This window comes from Ruegeria sp. CDSA141 (genome assembly GCF_059612005.1).
In genome coordinates this window covers 1-20131 of record NZ_JBXWPT010000021.1, presented here as the reverse complement: position 1 = coordinate 20131, position 20131 = coordinate 1, and the positions used below count along the sequence as shown (strand labels likewise).

General features: G+C 53.4%; 19 protein-coding genes. 7 read left to right on the top strand and 12 right to left on the bottom strand.

Features of this window, described 5'->3' with window-relative positions:
* Window positions 1-189: 189 nt before the first annotated feature.
* Window positions 190-651, bottom strand: a complete 462-nt coding sequence (locus AC2FLP_RS19595) for a hypothetical protein (RefSeq protein ID WP_496685764.1) — start codon at window positions 649-651, stop codon at window positions 190-192.
* Between the two features lie 385 nt (window positions 652-1036).
* On the opposite strand from AC2FLP_RS19595, the gene AC2FLP_RS19590 reads away from it, so the two are divergent.
* Entirely contained in the window at window positions 1037-1948 is a 912-nt protein-coding gene (locus tag AC2FLP_RS19590) for a homocysteine S-methyltransferase family protein (RefSeq protein ID WP_299898892.1), read from the top strand.
* A 315-nt stretch (window positions 1949-2263) separates the two neighbouring features.
* Complete coding sequence (locus AC2FLP_RS19585; RefSeq protein ID WP_496685766.1) at window positions 2264-4762, top strand: tetratricopeptide repeat protein; 2499 nt, start codon at window positions 2264-2266, stop codon at window positions 4760-4762.
* Between the two features lie 97 nt (window positions 4763-4859).
* Here AC2FLP_RS19585 and AC2FLP_RS19580 read toward each other — a convergent pair whose 3' ends face one another.
* From AC2FLP_RS19580 to AC2FLP_RS19530, 11 genes are all read right to left on the bottom strand, one after another.
* Window positions 4860-5786: a DMT family transporter gene (locus AC2FLP_RS19580; protein ID WP_496685769.1), complete on the bottom strand. Its 927-nt coding sequence runs from the start codon at window positions 5784-5786 to the stop codon at window positions 4860-4862.
* Window positions 5787-6593: 807 nt separating this feature from the next.
* Window positions 6594-7721, bottom strand: a complete 1128-nt coding sequence (locus AC2FLP_RS19575) for a cytochrome-c peroxidase (protein WP_496685771.1) — start codon at window positions 7719-7721, stop codon at window positions 6594-6596.
* Complete coding sequence (locus tag AC2FLP_RS19570) at window positions 7718-8023, bottom strand: hypothetical protein (protein ID WP_496685774.1); 306 nt, start codon at window positions 8021-8023, stop codon at window positions 7718-7720. The genes AC2FLP_RS19575 and AC2FLP_RS19570 overlap by 4 nt, the downstream gene beginning before the upstream one ends.
* A 68-nt stretch (window positions 8024-8091) precedes the next feature.
* Window positions 8092-8898 (bottom strand): amidohydrolase family protein, encoded by an 807-nt coding sequence (locus AC2FLP_RS19565; RefSeq protein ID WP_299898903.1) that lies wholly within the window; start codon window positions 8896-8898, stop codon window positions 8092-8094.
* A 21-nt stretch (window positions 8899-8919) separates the two neighbouring features.
* The gene (locus tag AC2FLP_RS19560; protein ID WP_299898905.1) at window positions 8920-9786 is read right to left on the bottom strand and encodes a dioxygenase family protein; all 867 of its coding nucleotides are present in this window, start codon (window positions 9784-9786) and stop codon (window positions 8920-8922) included.
* A 10-nt stretch (window positions 9787-9796) separates the two neighbouring features.
* Window positions 9797-11101, bottom strand: a complete 1305-nt coding sequence (locus tag AC2FLP_RS19555) for a TRAP transporter large permease (RefSeq protein ID WP_171117805.1) — start codon at window positions 11099-11101, stop codon at window positions 9797-9799.
* Window positions 11098-11649, bottom strand: a complete 552-nt coding sequence (locus AC2FLP_RS19550; RefSeq protein ID WP_171117803.1) for a TRAP transporter small permease subunit — start codon at window positions 11647-11649, stop codon at window positions 11098-11100. The genes AC2FLP_RS19555 and AC2FLP_RS19550 overlap by 4 nt, the downstream gene beginning before the upstream one ends.
* 30 nt (window positions 11650-11679) lie before the next feature.
* A complete protein-coding gene (locus AC2FLP_RS19545; protein ID WP_171207041.1) occupies window positions 11680-12753 on the bottom strand; it encodes a C4-dicarboxylate TRAP transporter substrate-binding protein in 1074 nt (357 codons plus the stop codon).
* A gap of 29 nt (window positions 12754-12782) precedes the next feature.
* Window positions 12783-13238, bottom strand: a complete 456-nt coding sequence (locus AC2FLP_RS19540; RefSeq protein ID WP_171615300.1) for an OsmC family protein — start codon at window positions 13236-13238, stop codon at window positions 12783-12785.
* An 18-nt stretch (window positions 13239-13256) separates the two neighbouring features.
* Window positions 13257-13922 (bottom strand): malonic semialdehyde reductase, encoded by a 666-nt coding sequence (locus AC2FLP_RS19535; RefSeq protein ID WP_496685780.1) that lies wholly within the window; start codon window positions 13920-13922, stop codon window positions 13257-13259.
* On the bottom strand, window positions 13919-14803 hold the full coding sequence (locus AC2FLP_RS19530) for a fumarylacetoacetate hydrolase family protein (protein WP_496685783.1): 885 nt from the start codon (window positions 14801-14803) through the stop codon (window positions 13919-13921). The genes AC2FLP_RS19535 and AC2FLP_RS19530 overlap by 4 nt, the downstream gene beginning before the upstream one ends.
* 83 nt (window positions 14804-14886) lie before the next feature.
* Between AC2FLP_RS19530 and AC2FLP_RS19525 the strand changes: the two genes are divergently transcribed.
* The 5 genes from AC2FLP_RS19525 to yghX all read left to right on the top strand — a co-directional run bounded on the left by AC2FLP_RS19525 (window position 14887) and on the right by yghX (window position 19778).
* Window positions 14887-15273: a YciI family protein gene (locus AC2FLP_RS19525; RefSeq protein ID WP_496685786.1), complete on the top strand. Its 387-nt coding sequence runs from the start codon at window positions 14887-14889 to the stop codon at window positions 15271-15273.
* A gap of 42 nt (window positions 15274-15315) precedes the next feature.
* Window positions 15316-15981 (top strand): GntR family transcriptional regulator, encoded by a 666-nt coding sequence (locus tag AC2FLP_RS19520; protein ID WP_299898915.1) that lies wholly within the window; start codon window positions 15316-15318, stop codon window positions 15979-15981.
* A gap of 1 nt (window position 15982) precedes the next feature.
* On the top strand, window positions 15983-17281 hold the full coding sequence (locus AC2FLP_RS19515; RefSeq protein WP_496685789.1) for a malonyl-CoA decarboxylase domain-containing protein: 1299 nt from the start codon (window positions 15983-15985) through the stop codon (window positions 17279-17281).
* Window positions 17278-18801, top strand: a complete 1524-nt coding sequence (locus AC2FLP_RS19510; RefSeq protein WP_496685792.1) for a malonate--CoA ligase — start codon at window positions 17278-17280, stop codon at window positions 18799-18801. Before AC2FLP_RS19515 ends, AC2FLP_RS19510 begins: the two co-directional genes overlap by 4 nt.
* An 89-nt stretch (window positions 18802-18890) precedes the next feature.
* Window positions 18891-19778: a YghX family hydrolase gene (gene yghX / locus AC2FLP_RS19505; protein ID WP_299898922.1), complete on the top strand. Its 888-nt coding sequence runs from the start codon at window positions 18891-18893 to the stop codon at window positions 19776-19778.
* Window positions 19779-20131: the final 353 nt, after the last annotated feature.

The following is a 20131-nucleotide window of genomic DNA, read 5'->3' as shown; positions in this document are numbered from 1 at the left end:
GTCGAAGTTACATCCGCTGCGGCTTCATGATCGACGGCAGAACGAATTCACACTCCGCAGAATGAAGCGGCCGTTCGTCGCATTACAGCAAGCAATCCCGGAAGGTTTGAAACCAAGCAGCTAAACCCACTTAAGACCGACAAAGCTCGAGACCAATCGAAACAGTACAGATACAAAAGCGCAGCCGTCTTAGTCAGGGATTTCCACTGTTCCGACAAGGTGAGTTCGCCTCAGAGGCAACGCTTGGTATGCTGAGGCGATATCTGTTGTCGCGATGCCGCTGCCAGTCATCCCTTCATAGCGCCCCGTCCCGGTGATGATTTCCCAGGTGTTTGCCGCGCCTTTTTCTCCTGCCTTCCATCGCATGGTAAAAGTGTCATCACCTTCACCGAATACGCATATTCCATTGATCGAGTTGGTGCCGTCTTCGAACCCAAATCCCGAACCCAAACATCTGGCGGGCCCGTCATCCATTGGACCTTCAATTACTTCGAAACCACCAGTGTTGTCCGTCAGATGAAAAATGTGATCACCAAAATCAAAATTCTCTTGGTTCAGAGGGTAGACATTGTTGATCTCGATGCGTTGCTCGTCAGCACTGGCAGGAACACCAAGTATCGCCAAAAGCTGGATGATCCATAAGATTCTCATTTGGCTCTCCAAAAAATGTCACTCATCTTAAGGGCCTTCAAAGCATTTACAATCAGCAAAAATGCTGATGACCGTCCACTTATAGTGTGTGGGGAAAGCGCTAATACAATCTCGAGATTGGGCCTTCACGGTCGTTAGATCGGACACAGAAAGTTAAGCTGACGGGTAAATCTGCCCGACGAGGTGGCCCAAGTCGGCCATTGGCAATGGCTTGATGCATCCGCGGTTCAGCCCGCCGAAGGGGGCGTTCGCTGCGGTTGCGAGTTGCCCGGGAAGATGAGGTCATTCTCACGGCAGACACCCTGTCGCCGCCCTAAGGTTCACAGGAGGCCCAAGACAATGTAGGTTTCTTGTGAAAGCATAACGGCAATAGGCGTAGATCAGAATGGCCCGACAGCTCTCACTCGAAGGTGATAAGACCTTTCTGGTTTACGCCGGCACTGGCACCGACCTGATATTCAATCATGGAGTTGAGTTACCCGGTTTCGCGTCGTTTCCATTGCTGGAAGAACCTGGCACCAGGGCAATACTGGCCGGTCAAATGCAGGCACTTGTCGATCTCGCCCGAGAAATGAATGTCGGATGCATCCTTGATGCGCCCACTTGGATGGCGAACGCCGACCGGGCAGCGCCCTTGGGGTACGATGCAGAACGGCTCAGTGAGGTGAACAAAGATGCGGTGAGTTTGATGGAGGACCTGCGCCAAGCTTCTGCTCGCGATGACGTACTGGTGTCGGCCTGCATCGGCCCGCGTTATGATCCATACGCCGACATCCCGCCGGTACCCGTCGAAGATGCACGTCAATACCACGCCGCTCAAATGCAAAGCCTGAAAGACACAAGCGTCGATCTGGTCACTGCTTATACATTCAACCGTCCATGCGAGGCAGCGGGTTGCATCTTCGCCGCCCGAGACGCTGATCTGCCAATCATCATGTCTCTGGTTGTTGAGACAGACGGGCGCCTGGCAGACGGAACCAAACTTGTGGACGGCATAGACCAAATCGACGCGGCAACCGGCTCGGCGGCGCTGTTTTTTATGGTCAACTGCGCCCATCCGACCCATTTCGGCAGAGCGCTTGGCAACCACCCCCGACTTAGAGGCCTGGTGGCGAACGCTTCGAGTTGCTCGCATGCGGAACTTGACGAAGCCGATGAGCTGGACGAAGGCGATCCAATTGAACTTGGCAAACAGATTGCCTCGATTGCGCAGCAGAATCCGTCGATTCAAGTATTTGGAGGGTGCTGCGGTACCGACATGCGCCACCTGAAATCGATGATCAGCGAATTGGCGTAGCCAACTTGGTTCAATCTGCGCGTTAACGCCGAGATCTGAGGCGATACCGAGATTTCTTTCCGTAACTTGTTAGGAGCGGCCGAATACAATCATTGATCGCGTTCAAATGCTTATCGGTATTTTCTCGTAAAGCGGACTTTTATGCATGTTGCAGCCCTTCGGGCTCTATAGGGCAGGTCCAGCCGTCGCGTAGAAAGCTCTGACCGGTCGATTTAAACGCCTTGGTTCACACTATTGCTAGTGTATCATGTCACGAAACGGTGCCGCCTTACAGATATACACCTTCCATGGTCGCACTTCTGCGGAGTGACGTTAATGCCCGCTATCGATGATCTCTCATGGCCTGAAGCTTACATTGAGCTTCTGCCGCTGATAACTGACAGGTGGTCAGTGAAGGGTGAAATTTATTTTCACCGACAACTAAGTGCCGGCAAGTCCGGTGCCCTTGTTTTTATTGTCGACATTACTTGCGACGCATTCAGCGGCCAGGCCATTCTCAAATTTGACGCCCTGCCCGATCCGGAATGGAAAGAAAAGGCCGAAACCCAGCGACATCTGGAGGCGTTTGAAGCGGTTCCTGCGTTTGGATCAAAGCATCTGGCACGCATTGTCCATTCTTTGGAACACGACAGTAAGGTCGCGATCCTTTCCACCGTTGTGGCGCAAGGACTTGAATACTCTCTTCCTTGGAATGATTGCGGCTACGAGCTGGCCTTGAACGTTCTTGAGCGGCTGTCGAGAAGCCTGCTCGATGACTGGAACGTCGATTATGAAATGGCGCCCGGATTGCAGTCGCCCGGGGAACTGCTTTCCGGATGGCTCGGCTACAGACTGGACTCTGAACCAGGTCGGCTGCATCACTTTCTTTCGGATGTTTGCGGTCATGACCCGAACGAACGTTGTCTGATGTTTGAAGGGCACTGGTACCCAAACCCGCTGGCTTTTGCCTACGATGAGAACCTGCCAAGCCGGTTGAGTGTAAGAGCGGCAAAGGGTCGGGTGCATGGGGATCTCCATGGTTACAATGTACTGGTTCGAGCGCACCAAAGCCGTGATCCCGATTATTTTCTGATCGATTTGGCGTTGTACGTAAACAAACAGTTTTTGTTTTACGACCACGCGTATTTCGAATTGGCATACCTGTTGGCGCGGCGCGGAAACTGCATACCTGCCCAATGGGATGCCATCCTTGATGATCTTGGCCTCTTTCATTCAAAACACCACACATTGGGGCTTTGGCAGGATGATGTCGGCATCGTCGAATTTGTCAGAACTCTGCGGCGTGGGGCGATGAGTTGGGTTGAGCGCCACGAAAGCCATCGGCTCAGTTTTATGGAAAGCCAATACTTGCTGGCCCGTGTCGCAGTGGGCCTGAATTTCGCACACAAGAACCTCAGTGTCGCTGCTCGCAGCCACGCATTCTTGTACGCAGCCCACAACCTTAAAGACTACATGACGCTCAACAATGTTGAGTGGCCTCGGCACGGACCAGTTTTCCGCTTTCCGACAGCGGAAAAAAATTTGTCCAGCAATCGAACTGAAACCGAAACACTTGCACCAAAAACAGAGCCGCCGGCCGAAAAAGACCGTCTGTTTGATCAGATGGTCACACAGCTTCCAACACCGCAAAAGCCAGTAGTCGCAGTGCTGCCTTTCGATTGCCTCAGTGGACAAAGCGACACCAATGGGTTTGTGGCGGGCATCAACCATGAACTTGTGACCGAACTGGCAAAAGTGGATTGGCTATCGGTGGTCTCTCCTACTTCAACCAAGCTCCTCAAAGATGCTTCTTTGGCCGGCGAAGAGATCGCACAACGTCTCGGGGCGCATTATTTGGTAGAGGGTAGTGTGCGCTATGACGATCAGCGCGTTCGTGTGACCGCCCATCTGGTAGACACATCAACTGGGCATGATCTTTGGGCTGATCGTCTGGACCACAAAACGGAAGATGTTTTTTCCCTCCAGGAGGAAATTGCGTCAGCCGTTGTCGGGCACATAGATTGGGAGTTGCGGTTTGACTTGCGCGAACAAGCCCGATTGAAACGTGGTGAGATCAACGTATGGGACAGGGTTCAAAAAGCACTATGGCATCTGTTCAAATTCACAGATGAAGATACCCAGAAAGCAAACGATATCTTAACAAGAACCATCGATATCACACCAGACTACGCGCTCGCGCACGCAGTGATGGCAAACGCCGAGCTTCGAAAACTGTTCTTCGTCCAGGTCGATGATCGGGCAGAGGCGAAAGAACGCGCGCTCTATCACGCGGAGCGCGCCGTGGCCCTGGATGAACAAAGCAGTTTCGCGCATGCCACTCTTGCCCGTGCCTACACTCAGTATAACAAACACGATACCGCGATTGCAGAGGCACAACTTGCCGTCAGTCTCAACCCAAGTGCAGCAAACGCGCATTTGGTTCTCGGATATGCACATCTGGCAAATGGGCAGGCGAAGCCTGCGTTGTCCCATTTCGAGACAGCAACCCGGTTTGGCCCATCAGGTCCATATTTCAAGGTGAAACTGCTGGCCAAAGCTTTCTGCCTTTATGTTCTCGACAGTTTTGATCAGGCGGAAACTTGTGCGAGAACAGCTTTGGAGGGCAAATCGGTTGATCCATTCGGCCGTTATGTGTTGGCGGTAATACTGATACGACAGAAAGCTCCAGATGAAGCGAGACGAATAATCAATCAGAGCAAAGAAAAACGCCCCGACATGACCTGTTCGCGCGTCCGTCTGGCCTTCGAAAACCTGCAAAAAAGCGATCTTGACAGATTTGTCGGAGACCTCCGGGAAGCTGGTTTACTGGATTGAGCTTCACCTTCTGCGGACTGGCCGTGAGGCATTGAATTCCATTCAATTCGCCTTGCCCAAAATGAGGCCAGGCACAATACCGCTGGAAGCACATGTATCAATGAGGCGGATGGTCCGCAGCGGTTGGTCGATGGTGCAAACGGGTTGCGATCAAAACGCCACTAACAATCAGCACACCGCCGAAACCTTGATAGATCTGGAGATCCACGCCCTTTAGGGCTACGGCTTCGACCATAACGAGTATCGGCACGAGATATGCAAATAGGGAGGCTGTTGACGCACCAACTTCGTTTGTGCCGAAATTAAGCAGGTGCAGATAGATAGCACCCATACCAACTCCGACGAACAGGATCGAGCCCCAGACCTGCCAAGAGTAGTCTAATGGTCGAAATGTGCCAGCTTCATGTATCACAACGAACGGCAGCAGAACGACAATGCCAACAACGAAAATCACGAACAAACCTTCGTCGGGCTTAAGATGTATGTGCCATTTCTTGAGAAGAACCAAATAAAGCCCGCGGCAGGCATTGGAGGCTATCATCAAAAGGAAGGCGAGATGCGGGTTGAAATTGATTAGATTTTCCAAATCACCACGAAATGCAAAAACCAGCGCTCCAAAGAGTGCGATGGCGACACCCAGATACTGAACTGCTCGCAATCGTTCGTTAAGCAACAATGCCGAAAACAATATCGTGAGCAAAGGCACACTGGTATATCCGGCACCAAGATCTATCAGATCATTGGATTGGAGCGCTGTATATACAAACCAGGGCGTAGCCACCACGCCAATGCAAGCAAGGGTTGTAGTACGGAGCCAACTGCCCTGAAAATGCTGGAATGGGTTGCTCCGTCTCTTCAGAACAAGTGGTAAAACAAATATTGCTGCAATCAGGCAGCGCCAAAATGTTAATACAACCGGATGAACTTCGTTGACTGCCAGATTGCCGAACAAAAAGTTCCCGGCGCTGATCAGCATTGCAAGCAACAATGCCCCGTAAGCCAGTGCAGTTTTGTTCATTTTCATGGTTACATCAGAGCATGACCGGCTTTTGAAACAAAGCTTCAATCGATGCAGCGATTGTGTAAAAACCACCTTAATAAACTTGCACTGCTTTGACCTCGAAACTCGGAAAGCGGCCCAAAGGAGACCTTCAGGGTGGTTCTGTGATGCTGCGGTCGCAGCCCTCGAAGCGGCCATCGTAACAGTTCTGTCGAATGACTGTTTTGCCTTGTTACTGGTCGGCGCCGAGTCATTAGATCATCTTCTGCAGTTTCCTATCGGCGCGGATATCGGTCGTGAAATATGACCGGTTGTCCTCGGCTGTGCCTGCGGGCCGCACCACCCCTGTCGAATAGTGTTGCCTCCCCCCCCCGCGTTTGCCACGTGGCAGATTAGCAGGAACAGGCAGCTTCGCTGTCTGACCTGCAAATCAGCTCTGATTGTCCGAAAGGGAAGTCAGAACAAACCAAACTGTCTGCGGGAGCATAAAAAGGGGGCGGCGTTTTAGTTGATTACGCAAAGGTCAAATTCAACTGATGTCCAACGTTGGGGGCGCCATCTGATGTCGAACGTTCACCTTGTTTCTGGTCCACCTGTGACGGTTGGGTCAGATTCGTGTGACGTTCAACAGGAAATGTAGAACGTCACTGATACTTGACTCAATCGACATCCAAAACCTCAACAAATCGGCCGATCTCTTCATCCATTTCTGACCTAAACGTCAAGCAATTCTGACCCAGAGCGAGCAGAACCCCCTCATCGGCACTGCTAACGATAGTCGCCGAACCAGCTTGCCAAATAGCCCATTCCCGGGCTTTAAACACAATCGCTTTAGTAGGGCGCGTTGGACAGCGTCACCAAAAATGCAACTAAGTCTGCAATCTCTTGCTCAGACAAATTCAATTGCGAGAGAATGGCTTCACCGTCTGCATGCAACCTTTCCATATCAATACTACTGTAATGGCGGATCACAGCGTTCAGATCCCTTAGGCTGCCGTCATGCATGTACGGTGCGGTTTCAGCCACTCCGCGCAGGCTGGGCGTGCGGAAGGTTCCAAAATCAGCGTGGCTCCGGCGTACATTTCGAACCGCCCAAGCACCTTGCTTATTCGGATCGTCACTCCAGTTGCCGTCCAGTGTATAGGAGCTTGAGAGTAATAAGTTCAACCCACCGAACCGCCCTTCGTCGACCTCGGTTTCATTCAGAAAATATGGTACACCGGCATCGTGGAACTCATTGTTGGAAAACCTCGGGCCGTTGTGGCAAAACACGCAATTCCCGCGCCCTAAAAACAGCTGAAGACCTCGCTGGGCTGCTTCGGGGTAGTACGCAGCCGCTGCAAAATCTTGATCCTCTAAGGCGTCGCGAAAATCGTCGAACTGAGTCCGGTCGGTAGCTATAGTTTCCAAGTAAGCCGATAGGACCTTTGCAGTGTTTACCAGAACATGTTCTGGACCTTGATCTTGGATATCGCCAAATATTGCTTCAAAGTCATCAATGTAGGCACTTTCAAAGATTGCTGCTTTCAGACTCTCGGGACTATGCGCCATCTCATGCTCTTCGATGATCGGATGCAGGCTGGCTGCCCAAAGGTTATCGCTTTTGCCACCCCACCCATGCCAGCGGAGTCCAGCCAGGTTCCGCAGTGATGGAGTGTTTCTGTCCAACAGTACACGGCCGAGCGCCCGCGCCTCCGACGTTGCAAACGCCTGTTCAGGATCATGACAACTTGCACAAGAAAATGCACCGTCGACGGATAACACCGGATCGTTGAATAAGGCCTCTCCAAGCGCGATCGCTCTGGCATTGTTCGAAACCCTATTGCTTGGGTCTGACTGGAAGGATGGTGGCCACGGCCCAAAGGAAAGCGTTTCTTCGATTTCGTCTGTAGATAACAAGACCTCTGCACGCACTGCACTTGTCAAGGCTATGAACGCAGCTGTAACCCACAGCTTCATTTCAGCGTAATTTCTGACGAATAGAAAATTGATTGGCCATTGATGTCGACATCGACCTGCAGCTCCCACAAACCCGGCATGTGAAACAGCATATCATCAACGCGGAACGCTCCGCCGCCCAAGGCGGTAACTTTGGGGGTATAGTTCATACCGTGTCGATGAGCCGGCATTATTGCATCCACATGCAATTGGCGAACAGCAGCCTCATCGCAAACTGAAACCAAAATGGAAAACGGTTGCGCCAACGGAATTTCGTCGACAGCCAGATACACCTCGGGCGCGTTTTGAGCGTCCGAATTCATGCGTTGCCCCGTCGCCTCACAAGCAACGGCCGCGCTGGACCATATAAGAAACCAAGCAGCGCAGTGGGTCATTCTGATGCCAGCAAACGTTCTGCGTTGGCATAGGCAATGTTGTCTGCGATCTGGTCCGGCAACAAATCCAACCATTCACGCGAAAAATCGGCATGAGGGCCTACGTAGTACCAACGTTCAGGTGCGAACGTATCCGTACCGACCATGAAACGATCCGGATGGGCTTCGAAAGCCTCCTTCCAATCGGGGTCAATTCTGCCTCTTGAAGCCATGTCTGAACGAAACGCCAGGTCGGCCCAAAGCCTGGGATACGTGTCCAGCGCGTCAACAACGCTCGCTGGATCATCAAAGCCAGAGTGCGCCCACAATACCCTTGCCTCCGGCCAGGTTTCGAAGATCAGGTCAACGGCCTCTCGATCGCCGTGGTGATGTAGAATAAGGTTCCGCTCTTTAGCCAGTGCAATCATAAGCTGGATGACCGGCGTCTTAATGTCGTCTCCGTAAGCGTGAAACTCGCCGATGGCTTCGTAGTCGTTCTTGGCCAGATTTGCTTCCAAATAGTCGATTACAGTTTCATCGTGCATCCAGGTGTTGATTTCACCGCGGCGACGGTAAGGGCGCAGTGCCGGCACGACGATATCTGGTGCTGCGGCCAACAATAGTTGAGTGCCATTGTCATCCGAGCTGGAGACCAGGGCTTTACGAACGCCCGCATCCCGAAGGATTTTGGCCACCTGTTCGGGAGGAACCAGTTTGACGGCATCGTGGCTGTAATGAATATGCGCGTCAAAGATCGGGCGCTCTTCTGCGATAGCACTACTGCAAATCAGCGCAGCACCTAATATGAAGATATGTTTCAGCACCTCAAGCCTCCTCAATATCGTTCAGACTTTGGCAAGCCTCACATCGAACTTCACGTGCAAGAAAGGTTCAGTGATCTTACCAGAAAGCTCCATGCCATCAGGAAATTCTGAAACTGGCCTTTCAACATAGGTCATCACCAGATCGTCGCGCACGCCAAACACCGTGTCTTCATCCAGATAGGGATCATCGTCGGGAAATATTTCTGTCACCAACGAGCGATAACCCGGGGCCTTAATGATGTAGTGCAAGTGCGACGGTCGCCAGGGATGGCGGCCGCAGGCGCGCAGGATATCCCCAACCGGCCCGTCAGATGGTACAGTGTATTCCACTGGCTTGACAGTGGTGAAAGCATAGCGGCCATCTGAGCCGACCGTCATCAAGCCATGAAAAGAATAGGTATCCTGTTCCTCATCCTGACTGGCGTAAAGCCCGTTTGGCGCGGTTTGCCAAATGTCGAGCTCAGCACCCGCAATCGGATTGCCCTTTGTATCCCGGATCACGCCTTCGGCCAGCAGAACCGGCCCTCCATAGTGACGTTTCATATCGCCACCGATCGGCAGCGGGGGTGCGCCAGAGACATGGAATGGCCCCAGCACGGAGGAACTGGTCGCGTCAGGGCTGGAATGCAGCATATCCACCAAAGACGACAGGCCTAGCACATCCGAGGCCAGAACAAACTCGTGCCTGTCTTCTGTTTCTAGGGCGGCGCACCCCTCAAGAAACGCTATTCCTGCGCGCCATTCGTCATGTGTCAGATTGGTCTCACGGGCAAAATCATGAAGGTGTTTGACCAGAGACCCCATGATTTCACGCATCCTTGGATCGGTATCCTTGGACAAGTACCCCATGAAAACGTCGGTGATATTGTCTGAGGTAACAGAGCGCATCTTGGCCTCCTTATATCAGGGCAAGGCTGAGGATCGGGAATTCGATCAGAATGAACAGAACGATCAGCATCACGAACGCAAAGGGAAGTGCGCCCATGAAGACGTCCTTTAGCGATATGCGGTCATCGTTGATCGTGGATTTGATGACGAAACAGGATATGCCTAGCGGCGGGGTCAAAAGTCCGATTTCAGCGCCGACAACGGTGATAATACCGAACCAGATCAGCGACATATCCAGAGCTTCGGCCATGGGCAGAAACAGCGGGACAACGATCAGAATGATGGACGCCGTATCGAGTAGTGTTCCCAAAAAAAGCATCAGGAGGACGTAGAGCAGCATGATCGACCAAAAGGACGCTGAATTCCCCGCAAGCAAGTCCTGCAACTGATTGGGCAACCCGGCCAGTCCCAGCATGCGGCTGTAAATCGAAGCTGCCGTAATCAGGAACAAAATCGCCGCTGTAATGTGACCGGTTTCCAGCAACGCGTCCCAGAACGCTCTTGGTGTCATGGACTTGCGCACGACTGCGATCACGAGCGCAACCAGTGCCCCGGCGGCACCCGCCTCGACAGCAGTTAGCCATCCTGTGTAAATGCCACCGAGCACTACCGTGATAATGAACAATGTGGGCAGGGTCTTGGATGCGATCTCGCGCCCGGACATCCATTCGGTGTCTTCGACGACCCGGCCGCCCACAAATGCAGGTGTGAAACGCCCCATGACCCAGATCGCGCCCACATAAGCTATCGCCAGCATGATACCGGGTATTACTCCCGCCAGAAACATGTCCCCTACGGACTGTTCGGCGACAAAGGAATAGATGATCAGCATCGCCGAGGGTGGAATAATCATCCCCAAAACCGACGACCCGGCCACAACCCCAACCGCAAAACGTGGATTATATGCCTGTGCCATCATCTGCGGGACCGAGACCTTGGTGAACACTGATGCGGACGCAATGGACGACCCGGTAACGGCCGCAAACACGGCATTTGCTCCGACGGTCGCCATTCCGATACCGCCTTTGACCTTGCGAAATCGCATGGTCATGACCTCGTAAATGTCCCTGCCTAGTCCCGCTTTTGAAACGATGAGGCCCATAAAGGTAAACAGCGGGATTGTCGCGAAACTGTATTCCATCGCGCTGTCGCCGACCGCAACCTTCAGCAGGTTGAGCGCAAGCGTGAAGTTGTCCCGCATCAGCCAGATCGACACGAAGGAGACCACGCCCAAAGCAATCGGAATGTAGACGCCTGCGTAAATCAGAAAGACGATGGCTACGACCGAGATCAGGCCAATCTCAATCGGCGTCATTCTGCGTCCTCGTCATGTTCAGGTGTGCGAATAAGTTGCGGGCGGTCCTGCGCCGTGACGACCTTGAGCAGGAAAATCACGCAGGCAAGCGCAGTACCGCACGCGATGACCAGTTTAACCGGCCACCATGGCAGTGTGAAAAGACCCGGAACTCCGAAATAGTCCTGCGTCTCCCACATATGAAGAAATTCAGGGAAGGTCACATAAGCGATCAAGGCCATGAAGATCGCCGAGACGGCGTTTATAATGCGTCTGAGGTTGGCCGTCAGGCCGGGGCGGCGGTGGTGTATCAGGTTCAGGAACCCGTCCGAACGTGTCAGCCGGTCCACCCTGACCACGTCGGGCAATTGCAGAAAAACAATCATCACGACCGAGAACTGCACCATTTCGTAAGTGCCTCGAAGCGGAGCCGAAAACAGCCCGCGCGCAACGACGTCGACATTCAGAATGACCACCAACGCTAGGACGACGAGCGTGCCCAAGGCGTTGGCGGTTATTGCAAGCGAATTGGCGACCCGCGACAGGACGGCAACTGCGGTCTTCAGCATGTCTGGCCCCTTTCTCGGGTCGCTGAACGATTATTCGGCCGTCCAGTCCCGCACACCAGTGAAACCGGCATCCTGAAGCTTGCCGAGATAAGCGGCCAGCATATCTGTGCCCTGCTCGCCGTTCTCATTCAGCGTTGCAGCCCATTCCTGCGCAACATTGGGCATCGCATTTGCCCACGCAGCGCGGTCTTCGTCCGAGATTTCAATGATCGATCCGCCAGCTTCTACAAATGCATCTCGTGACGCAGCGGCTCGATCCATTGCAATACCTGCTACGTGGTCACGGTAGTCGATAGCCACGGCCTGGAGTACGTCTTTGACCTCGTCAGGCAGATTTGCCCAGTAATCGGCGTTGACTGTGACTGTTTTTGTATTCACCGCGCCAAGGTCTGCCTTCAACATGTAAGGGGCCACTTCTACGATCTTGAACGTCTTGGAAGCTTCCGGCCAAATCATCACGCAATCGACAAGGCCGGTTTGAACCATGTTGTAGAAATCAGTGAGGCCTCCGCGTACGCCCGCCGCGTCCTTGATACCCTCGAGGTAGCGCAAGTTCAGGCCGGCACCCGCGATCTTGCGTCCTTCAAGATCTGCAACTTTCTCGACCGGCTCTGAGCAGAACATCTGATACGTGTCGAGCACAACGCCCGTCGCCAGATAAACCTGATTTTGCGCAGCAAACTCATTCTGCATAGCCGGGTATTCTCGCGCGATCTCGTCAACCGCCTTGGCCACTGCACGGGCATCCGACGCGACGAATGGTGTCGAGCCGGAGATCCCCTGACTAGGCAACTTGGATGAATGGAAGATGGTTGTGACGATGCCAATATCCCCCAAACCCAGCTGTACGCCTTCCAGAACGCCCTTGGGCTTTACGATCGAACCGCCATAGTTTTCTTGCCAGTTCATCTTGTAGTTGCCGGACTCGGCCAACCGCTTGTCCACTTCGGGAATAAAGAAGTTTGTGAATTCCTTCACCCACAATGCCCGGTCCGGGTAACCATCAATCACGATCGCGGAAATGGTTTCTTCTGCGACAACGGGCAGCGCCATAACGCTAGCTAAAGCGGCGCCCATTAGACTACGTTTGGTCCAGTTTTTCATTTCTCTCCTCCCAGAAAGTCGGGTCTTTTTTATTTGTTTGCTTTGACCCAGTTGACGGTCAGGTCGGTGCCTGCCGCTTCAAACAGTTTTGCGATGGCGCAATATTTGGCTGTCTCCTCGCCCACGCGTGTCAGCTCCTCCTGACTGGCGGGGGTTTCACAATTCACGGTGAGTTCAATTTCCGGAAACGGAACTTCAATCTCCTCCTCCATCAGGACACCGCGCCGGTCCAACCTGCATTTCGCGTCGATTGTCACTTTGCCAAGATCAATTCCCAAACGGTGCGCATTTTTGTGCCCGATGACGTTGGTACAGGCGATCAGCGCTGCCATCGCGGTTTCAGTCGGAGACGGACCAAGATTTGTCCCGCCCCGCTCGACAGGTTCGTCGATAACCACATCCAGATCGCGTATTGGTAGCTCAGTGCGCGCGTGTGTCGGGCACCGAGCTGTCGTGCGGTAAGTCACGACGGGTTTCACTTTCATACCCACGGCAGCGCCTCCTCATGCATAAGAACAAACCTTTTCAAACTGAAATCGCGGAAGTTTGTGAAACAAACCTGTTTCATCCGCGTAGCCCAGATTGCAAAGAAAGTTCGACCTGAGCGTGGTGCCCGCAAAGAATTCCTCGTCGACGATCTTGTTTGAAAAGCCCGACATGGCACCAACGTCCAACCCGACGGCCCGCGCTGCGATCATGAAGTAGGCACCCTGCAGAGTCCCATTACGAAACGCAGTGTCGGCCACGTATTCGGGGTTGTCCACGAACAGGGGCCGACGATCTTCGTGCGGGAAAAGAAAAGGCAATTCCTTCCAGAAGTCCGTGTCATAGGCAATGATCGCCGTGACCGGCGCATCCATCATTTTTGGCACGTTCTTTGGCTTTAACGACTTGGCAAGCCGTTCTTTGCCTTCAGTGCTTTTCACGAAAATAAAGCGCGCGGGCAACGTGTTCATGCTGGTCGCGCCATTGATCGTGATGTCGTAGATCTCTTCAAGCAACGCATCAGAAACTGGCTTGTCGGTCCACGCGTAGTGAGATCTGGACTCGCGTAAGATCAACGCAATCGCGTCATCCGACAAGCGTGGAATGCGTTCGCGCAGATCGCGGTGATCTTGCTGCGCCTTGGCGCGAAGTGCCTCCAGCTCTGCTCCGGTTGGTGCGCTCATGCTGCAGCCACCTTGGACTTGGCGTCCTTTTCGTCAATGATTGGGCTGGCGCAAATTCCGATACCTTCAATCTCGACCTCAACGGTTTCGCCGGGCTTCAACCAACGGGGATTGGGCTTTTTGGCGTGTCCGACACCAGGCGGCGTACCCAGCGCAATCAGATCCCCCGGCTCCAAAGTGGTATATTCCGAAATCGTCGCAATTACCTGCCGGACACCCCAGATCATATTGGCCGTGTTCGAGATTTGCAGGATTTCGTCACCCACACGGCTTTCGATCTTCAGACCTGACGCCCCTTCGGGCAACTCATCCGGCGTCACGGTGAAAGGACCGATCGCGCCCGTGTCATCAAAGTTTTTGCCGGGCGTCCACTGAACGGTTTTGCGCTGATAGTCCCGCAGCGAACCATCGTTGAATACAGTGTAGCCAAAGACATAATTCAGTGCGTCCTGTTCCGAGATATGGCGGCCGCGTTTTCCAACGATCAGCATAAGTTCGGCTTCGTAGTCGAGCTTCTCGGAACAGGCGGGCCGCACCATAGGTTGCCCTGCCGCCATGATCGAGTTCTTCCCGCGCATGAACAGCGTCGGATATTCCGGGATGTCATACCCGCCTTCTTTGATGTGGTCCGTGTAATTCAACCCCATGCAAATGATCGTTCCGGGAGCAGCAACGGGCAATGCCGGAGTGATGGAAGACACGGGCATACTGTCTGCCGCGTCAATTTTGCCGACAAGTGAGTCGGCCAGTTCAGGCTTGGCTATCAAACCCATCAAATCCGAACCGACGGCAGGGTCCAAAGCCGTTAGATTCACTGCGTTCTCGCCGTTTACAGCAAAAACCGCTGTGCCTTCCGAAGTCTCTCCCACCAGGTATTTCATTTTCACCATCCATGTCAGTTCGCTTGATTTTTGCCGACTATTTTGCCATATGTCAAATAATATCGATATTTTGGAGACGGCAAATGGTTGCTTGGGCAGACTACAAATCAGAAGCAAAAAGCCGCGGTGCGCTTGCTTTAGAGCTTTACGTCGCGCTGAGCACGCCAGCCAAAACGCCCGAAGATGTAAAGGCGTCACTGCCAGATCACTTGGCGTATCAGGCGCAGTTGGAACGTTCGGGGCAGCTGGCTTTTGCAGGCCCCATGTCGGATGAAACCGGCGAGCATATGCAAGGAATGGGCCTGATCATCTATCGCGCCGACAACCTTGAATCCGCCCGGAAGCTGGCCGAAGACGATCCTATGCACAAAAGCGGGGCACGTAGCTTTGCACTTCGGCGCTGGTTGATCAACGAAGGCTCGCTGAACCTTTCAGTTGGTCTATCGACTGGAACGAGTGCCTTCAGTTAAGTGCACTCAAGAGTATTTGCTGCGAAATAGGAACAGTCGGATATGGACGCCATGCTTGATACCGAGGGCAAAGAGACATCAGCCACTCATGGAGCGTATCGAAGGCTGCGCGAAATGATCCTGACCGGAGAATTACCTCCAGGTCAAAAACTCAAGATCGAACAGCTTCGCGGGCTTTTGGACACTGGCGCTAGTCCGGTTCGTGAAGCGCTTAGCCTTTTGACTTCAGACATGTTGGTCGAGCGGATTGATCAGCGCGGATTTCGGGCAGCGCCAGTCAGCAAGTGTAACTTCGAGGAAATACTTCTGTTGCGCTGCAACCTTGAGGAAACCGCGTTGCGCGCTTCCATCACCAATGCGGATGCGGCCTGGGAAGATCGGCTTGTCTTACGTCACCATCATATGAAAAAGGCCAGCCAGAACGGGGCGCGGGACTTTGAGGACGCTCACAAGGCGTTTCATATGGCCTTGTTGGACAATTCGAAACTGCCGTTGCTGCTGCGGTATTGCTCGCAACTTTATGACCTGAACATTCGCTACCGCTATCTGGCGGCCGGCGGGTCGAGCTACAAAAAGCGAGACATCGCCGCCGAACATCAGCAAATCTTGGACGCCGCATTAAATCACGACGCAGACAGCGCAACTCGGCACCTAATCGATCACTACCGCCGAACAGGTGAGTACCTTAGCAGCCAGATGGAGCCCTGAAATGCAGCGGAATTGGTTTCTGGGTGATCTACTAAACCAATTGCTGGACCGTCCCGACAATAGGCGTGGCAAGGATGACAAACGGTCCATTGCCGAGCTATGTGAGGCGCTTTTATCTGCGGAAGGTGAAGTATCAGGCTTCACGCTCGCGTCTACGATCCTTGAGCGCTACCACACCCTGAATGATGCGGAGAAACTAGACTTTTTTGTCTATTTGAATGACCAACTTGAGTTGGACGCAAATCAGCTTTCTGAAGCAGCCCGCCTCTACGCCAGTGACCAAAGTGTCAATCTTTATCATAAGCTTAGTGAAGTTTCAGAGCCACGGCGGCAAGAGTTATTGCGACGGCTGAACCAGCCGTCTGGTGCGACGCAGGAACTTGTAGCCATGCGCGTTGATCTGCTGTGCTTTCTCAAATCCAAACCGGAACTCAAGCGAACGGATATCGATTTCGTCCATTTATTGCGCAGCTGGTTCAACCGAGGCTTTCTTGTCCTCAAGCAAATCAGTTGGGACACCGCTGCCCGCGTTCTGGATAAGATCGTCGCCTATGAAGCGGTACACCAGATCAACGATCTGGACGATTTGCGGCGAAGGCTCTACCCGCCAGACCGTCGTTGTTTTGCGTTCTTCCACCCCTCGATGCCAGATGAGCCACTGATTTTTGTTGAGGTCGCTCTGACCGCTGAAATCCCGAATGCAATAGATACGCTTCTATCCGAAGCACGAGAACCGATCGAAGCCGAGCAGGCAAAGGTCGCGGCGTTCTATTCCATTTCAAACTGCCAAAAGGGTTTGGCGGGCATCAGCTTTGGGAACCTATTGATAAAGCAGGTTGTGACCGAGCTTTCGCGGGAGCTTCGCGGGCTTGATACCTTTGTGACATTGTCGCCGATACCGGGGCTAAACCGGTGGCTGGCTGGTGAAACAGAAAACCCGGAACACGGGCATGCCGCCGAGGCCGTGCTTGCAGAAACAGCAACACCGCAGGACGTGCGCGCGATGGCCGCCCGATACTTGATGTTCGCCAAGCGCGAAGATGGAATGCCGCTTGACCCTGTGGCGCGCTTTCACTTGGGAAATGGTGCCGAGCTTCATGAACTGCATGCTCAGGCAGATCAGTCGCCAAACGGACGCGCCCACTCCGGAGGTGCGATGGTCAACTACCTTTACGATTTGAACAAAACAGAACGTTACCACGAAGAATTCGCGACACGTGCCACGATCCAAGCCTCGCGTTCAATTCGCGCGGCTTCAACTGCGACGCTTGCGGTAAAGCCTAGGGAAAATACAGCGTGACTAATACACTTTACGACAGTTTGTTTGCCCGCCACGAGGGCAACACGGCTCCATTCCTGCAACTCGATAATGGCCAGGTGGTCACTTATGATGAGTTTCTGCAGCGCACCGCGCAAATCGCGCATGTCTTGCAGAACAGTGGAGTTTCCCCTGGCAGTCGCATCGTTGTGCAAGCGCCCAAGCAGGCCGACACGATTGCGCTCTATGCCGCTTCGGTTCGGGCAGGTGCTGTCTACCTGCCCCTAAACACTGCCTATACCATGGCAGAGTTGGACTATTTCATCTCTGATGCGCAACCTGCGTTAATCGTTTGCGACAGCCACGACAAAGTTGAATTCGAACAATTGGCGACCCGGTCTGGTGCAAAGCTGCTGACCTTGGGCGGCGAAAATCCAAGCTTGAGCCGCGAAGCGGACGCACAGCCTTGTGTATTCGAAACTGTGGATCGCGCGCCGGACGACCTCGCGGCGCTTCTTTACACATCAGGTACCACGGGCCGGTCCAAGGGCGCGATGCTCAGCCACCGAAACCTGCTGTCCAATGCCCAAGCCCTTGTGGATTTGTGGGGTATCACCGACGCTGATCGCTTGATTCACGCGTTGCCCATCTTTCACACGCACGGGCTTTTCGTGGCGATGAACACATCACTACTCGCCGGTTCCAAAGTGCGGCTGATGAAAAAATTCGACACTGGAATGATCTTGGAGGAATTGCCCCACTCGACCCTTCTAATGGGAGTCCCCACTTTTTATACCCGATTGCTGGCCGACGAAGGTTTCACCGATGAGATCACAGAGAACATGCGTCTGTTTGTTTCCGGCTCAGCCCCGTTGCTGGCAGAGACCCATGTGGCGTTCGAAACGCGCACGGGCCACCGTATCCTTGAGCGCTACGGTATGACCGAAACGAACATGAACACCTCTAACCCTTATGGCGGTGAGCGTCGCGCGGGAACTGTTGGTATGGCCATACCCGGCACCGAGGTGATCGTAACCGACCCTGAAACTGGAGAACCGCTGCCCCAGGGCGAGATCGGAATGATCGAAGTACGTGGCCCCAATGTTTTTCAGGGCTATTGGCAAATGCCCGAAAAAACGGCTGAAGAGCTTCGAGATAATGGATTTTTCATCACCGGAGATCTGGGCCAATACAGCGAGGATGGCTACCTGTCGATTGTAGGTCGGTCAAAAGACCTGATCATCACTGGTGGTTACAACGTCTACCCTAAAGAAATTGAAGACGTTTTGAACGATGTCGATGGCGTTCAGGAATCGGCGATTTTCGGCGTCCCCGACAAAGACTTCGGTGAAGCAATCATTGCCGCTCTGGTTGCCGAGCCTGGAGCACAGCTTCAGGTGGAACAGATCGAGTCAATCATCAGAAGCAAGCTGTCGCGATTCAAACATCCTCGCCGCTACGAACTCGTCCAGGAGTTGCCGCGAAACACTATGGGAAAAGTTCAAAAGAACGCGCTGCGCGAACGGTACGCGAACAAGGAACGGTCACCGGCGTTATCTTAGGAAGCCCAGCCAGACGCTCAATCAAATCAAGACCTTCAGATCGGATACTACCCACCCTTCAGACTGCCAAACTCATCAGGAGATCCACAATGACTCGCATGACGGCAAAAGACTTCGACCAGGAACTTCTGGACCTGTATGACTATTACGCGCACGGCAAGATCACCAAGCGCCAATTCCTGGACCGCGCAGGCAAGTTCGCGGTCGGCGGCGTGACAGCGGTCGCGCTGCTGAACATGCTCAGCCCGAACTACGCGATGGCTCAGCAAGTGTCGTTCAACGATCCCGATATCCACGCGGACTACATCACCTATCCTTCACCGAATGGAACCGGTGATGTTCGCGGATACCTTGTCCGACCCGCCGGCGTTGAAGAGCCCCTGCCCGCGGTATTGGTAATCCACGAAAACCGCGGCCTTAACCCCTACATCGAAGATGTGGCGCGACGCTTGGCGAAAGCAGGCTTTATGGCTCTGGCTCCAGACGGTCTGACGTCGGCTGGCGGATACCCAGGCAACGATGCTGATGGGCGCGAGCTTCAAAAGACGGTCGATCGGGTCGAGCTGATGAATGATTTCTTCAATGGCTTTGAATACCTATTGAACCGAGAAGACTGCACCGGGAAGGTTGGCGCTGTGGGTTTCTGCTATGGCGGTGGTGTGGTCAACGCAATTGCCGTAGCTTACCCCGAATTGGCCGCGGGCGTGCCATTCTATGGTCGCCAGCCAGCAGTTGAGGATGTGGCCAAAATTCAGGCACCGTTGCTGATTCAGATGGGAGAGCTTGATGAGCGCATCAACGCAGGTTGGCCGGATTTTGAAGCCGCCCTGCAATCCAACGGAAAGGTTTACGAGGCCTACATCTACGAAAATGCCAACCACGGTTTTCATAATGACAGCACGCCTCGTTACGACGAGGAAATGGCAAACCTAGCCTGGGACCGCACCATTGATTGGTTCAACACTTACCTGAAGTAACTACAGTATACAGCGAAGCGAGCATTGTGTTTTCCTCGCTTCGTCGCAACCCACAGTTTACCGGGGCCAAGTCATTTGAAACCCCAGTATTCTATTTCTCATGATCAGATTGATCGACAGGAACGCTTGGCTAAAAGGCTTGGGTGTAAAGAACACCTGATTTGAGCCCCAAGGCAGCAGTCTCAAATTCAATGAATCACTTTGACCGCTTTAAACGGATGGCAATCCCAATCAGATTAGAATTGCGAGCTATTTCGCAATACCGTTAGCATCGCGGAGTGTCCGTCGTCAGGGATTTTGGGACAGATGGCGGCGTGAGCTAAGAGAGGGTCTGGCTCATCTGGTTCATGTGA

Excerpts from the sequence above, each read along its gene's own strand:
- AC2FLP_RS19595 (WP_496685764.1), bottom strand. The coding sequence starts at position 651 with ATGAGAATCTTATGGATCATCCAGCTTTTGGCGATACTTGGTGTTCCT.
- AC2FLP_RS19590 (WP_299898892.1), top strand. The coding sequence starts at position 1,037 with ATGGCCCGACAGCTCTCACTCGAAGGTGATAAGACCTTTCTGGTTTAC.
- AC2FLP_RS19585 (WP_496685766.1), top strand. The coding sequence starts at position 2,264 with ATGCCCGCTATCGATGATCTCTCATGGCCTGAAGCTTACATTGAGCTT.
- AC2FLP_RS19580 (WP_496685769.1), bottom strand. The coding sequence starts at position 5,786 with ATGAAAATGAACAAAACTGCACTGGCTTACGGGGCATTGTTGCTTGCA.
- AC2FLP_RS19575 (WP_496685771.1), bottom strand. The coding sequence starts at position 7,721 with ATGAAGCTGTGGGTTACAGCTGCGTTCATAGCCTTGACAAGTGCAGTG.
- AC2FLP_RS19570 (WP_496685774.1), bottom strand. The coding sequence starts at position 8,023 with ATGAATTCGGACGCTCAAAACGCGCCCGAGGTGTATCTGGCTGTCGAC.
- AC2FLP_RS19560 (WP_299898905.1), bottom strand. The coding sequence starts at position 9,786 with ATGCGCTCTGTTACCTCAGACAATATCACCGACGTTTTCATGGGGTAC.
- AC2FLP_RS19555 (WP_171117805.1), bottom strand. The coding sequence starts at position 11,101 with ATGACGCCGATTGAGATTGGCCTGATCTCGGTCGTAGCCATCGTCTTT.
- AC2FLP_RS19550 (WP_171117803.1), bottom strand. The coding sequence starts at position 11,649 with ATGCTGAAGACCGCAGTTGCCGTCCTGTCGCGGGTCGCCAATTCGCTT.
- AC2FLP_RS19545 (WP_171207041.1), bottom strand. The coding sequence starts at position 12,753 with ATGAAAAACTGGACCAAACGTAGTCTAATGGGCGCCGCTTTAGCTAGC.
- AC2FLP_RS19540 (WP_171615300.1), bottom strand. The coding sequence starts at position 13,238 with ATGAAAGTGAAACCCGTCGTGACTTACCGCACGACAGCTCGGTGCCCG.
- AC2FLP_RS19535 (WP_496685780.1), bottom strand. The coding sequence starts at position 13,922 with ATGAGCGCACCAACCGGAGCAGAGCTGGAGGCACTTCGCGCCAAGGCG.
- AC2FLP_RS19530 (WP_496685783.1), bottom strand. The coding sequence starts at position 14,803 with ATGAAATACCTGGTGGGAGAGACTTCGGAAGGCACAGCGGTTTTTGCT.
- AC2FLP_RS19525 (WP_496685786.1), top strand. The coding sequence starts at position 14,887 with ATGGTTGCTTGGGCAGACTACAAATCAGAAGCAAAAAGCCGCGGTGCG.
- AC2FLP_RS19520 (WP_299898915.1), top strand. The coding sequence starts at position 15,316 with ATGGACGCCATGCTTGATACCGAGGGCAAAGAGACATCAGCCACTCAT.
- AC2FLP_RS19515 (WP_496685789.1), top strand. The coding sequence starts at position 15,983 with ATGCAGCGGAATTGGTTTCTGGGTGATCTACTAAACCAATTGCTGGAC.
- yghX (WP_299898922.1), top strand. The coding sequence starts at position 18,891 with ATGACTCGCATGACGGCAAAAGACTTCGACCAGGAACTTCTGGACCTG.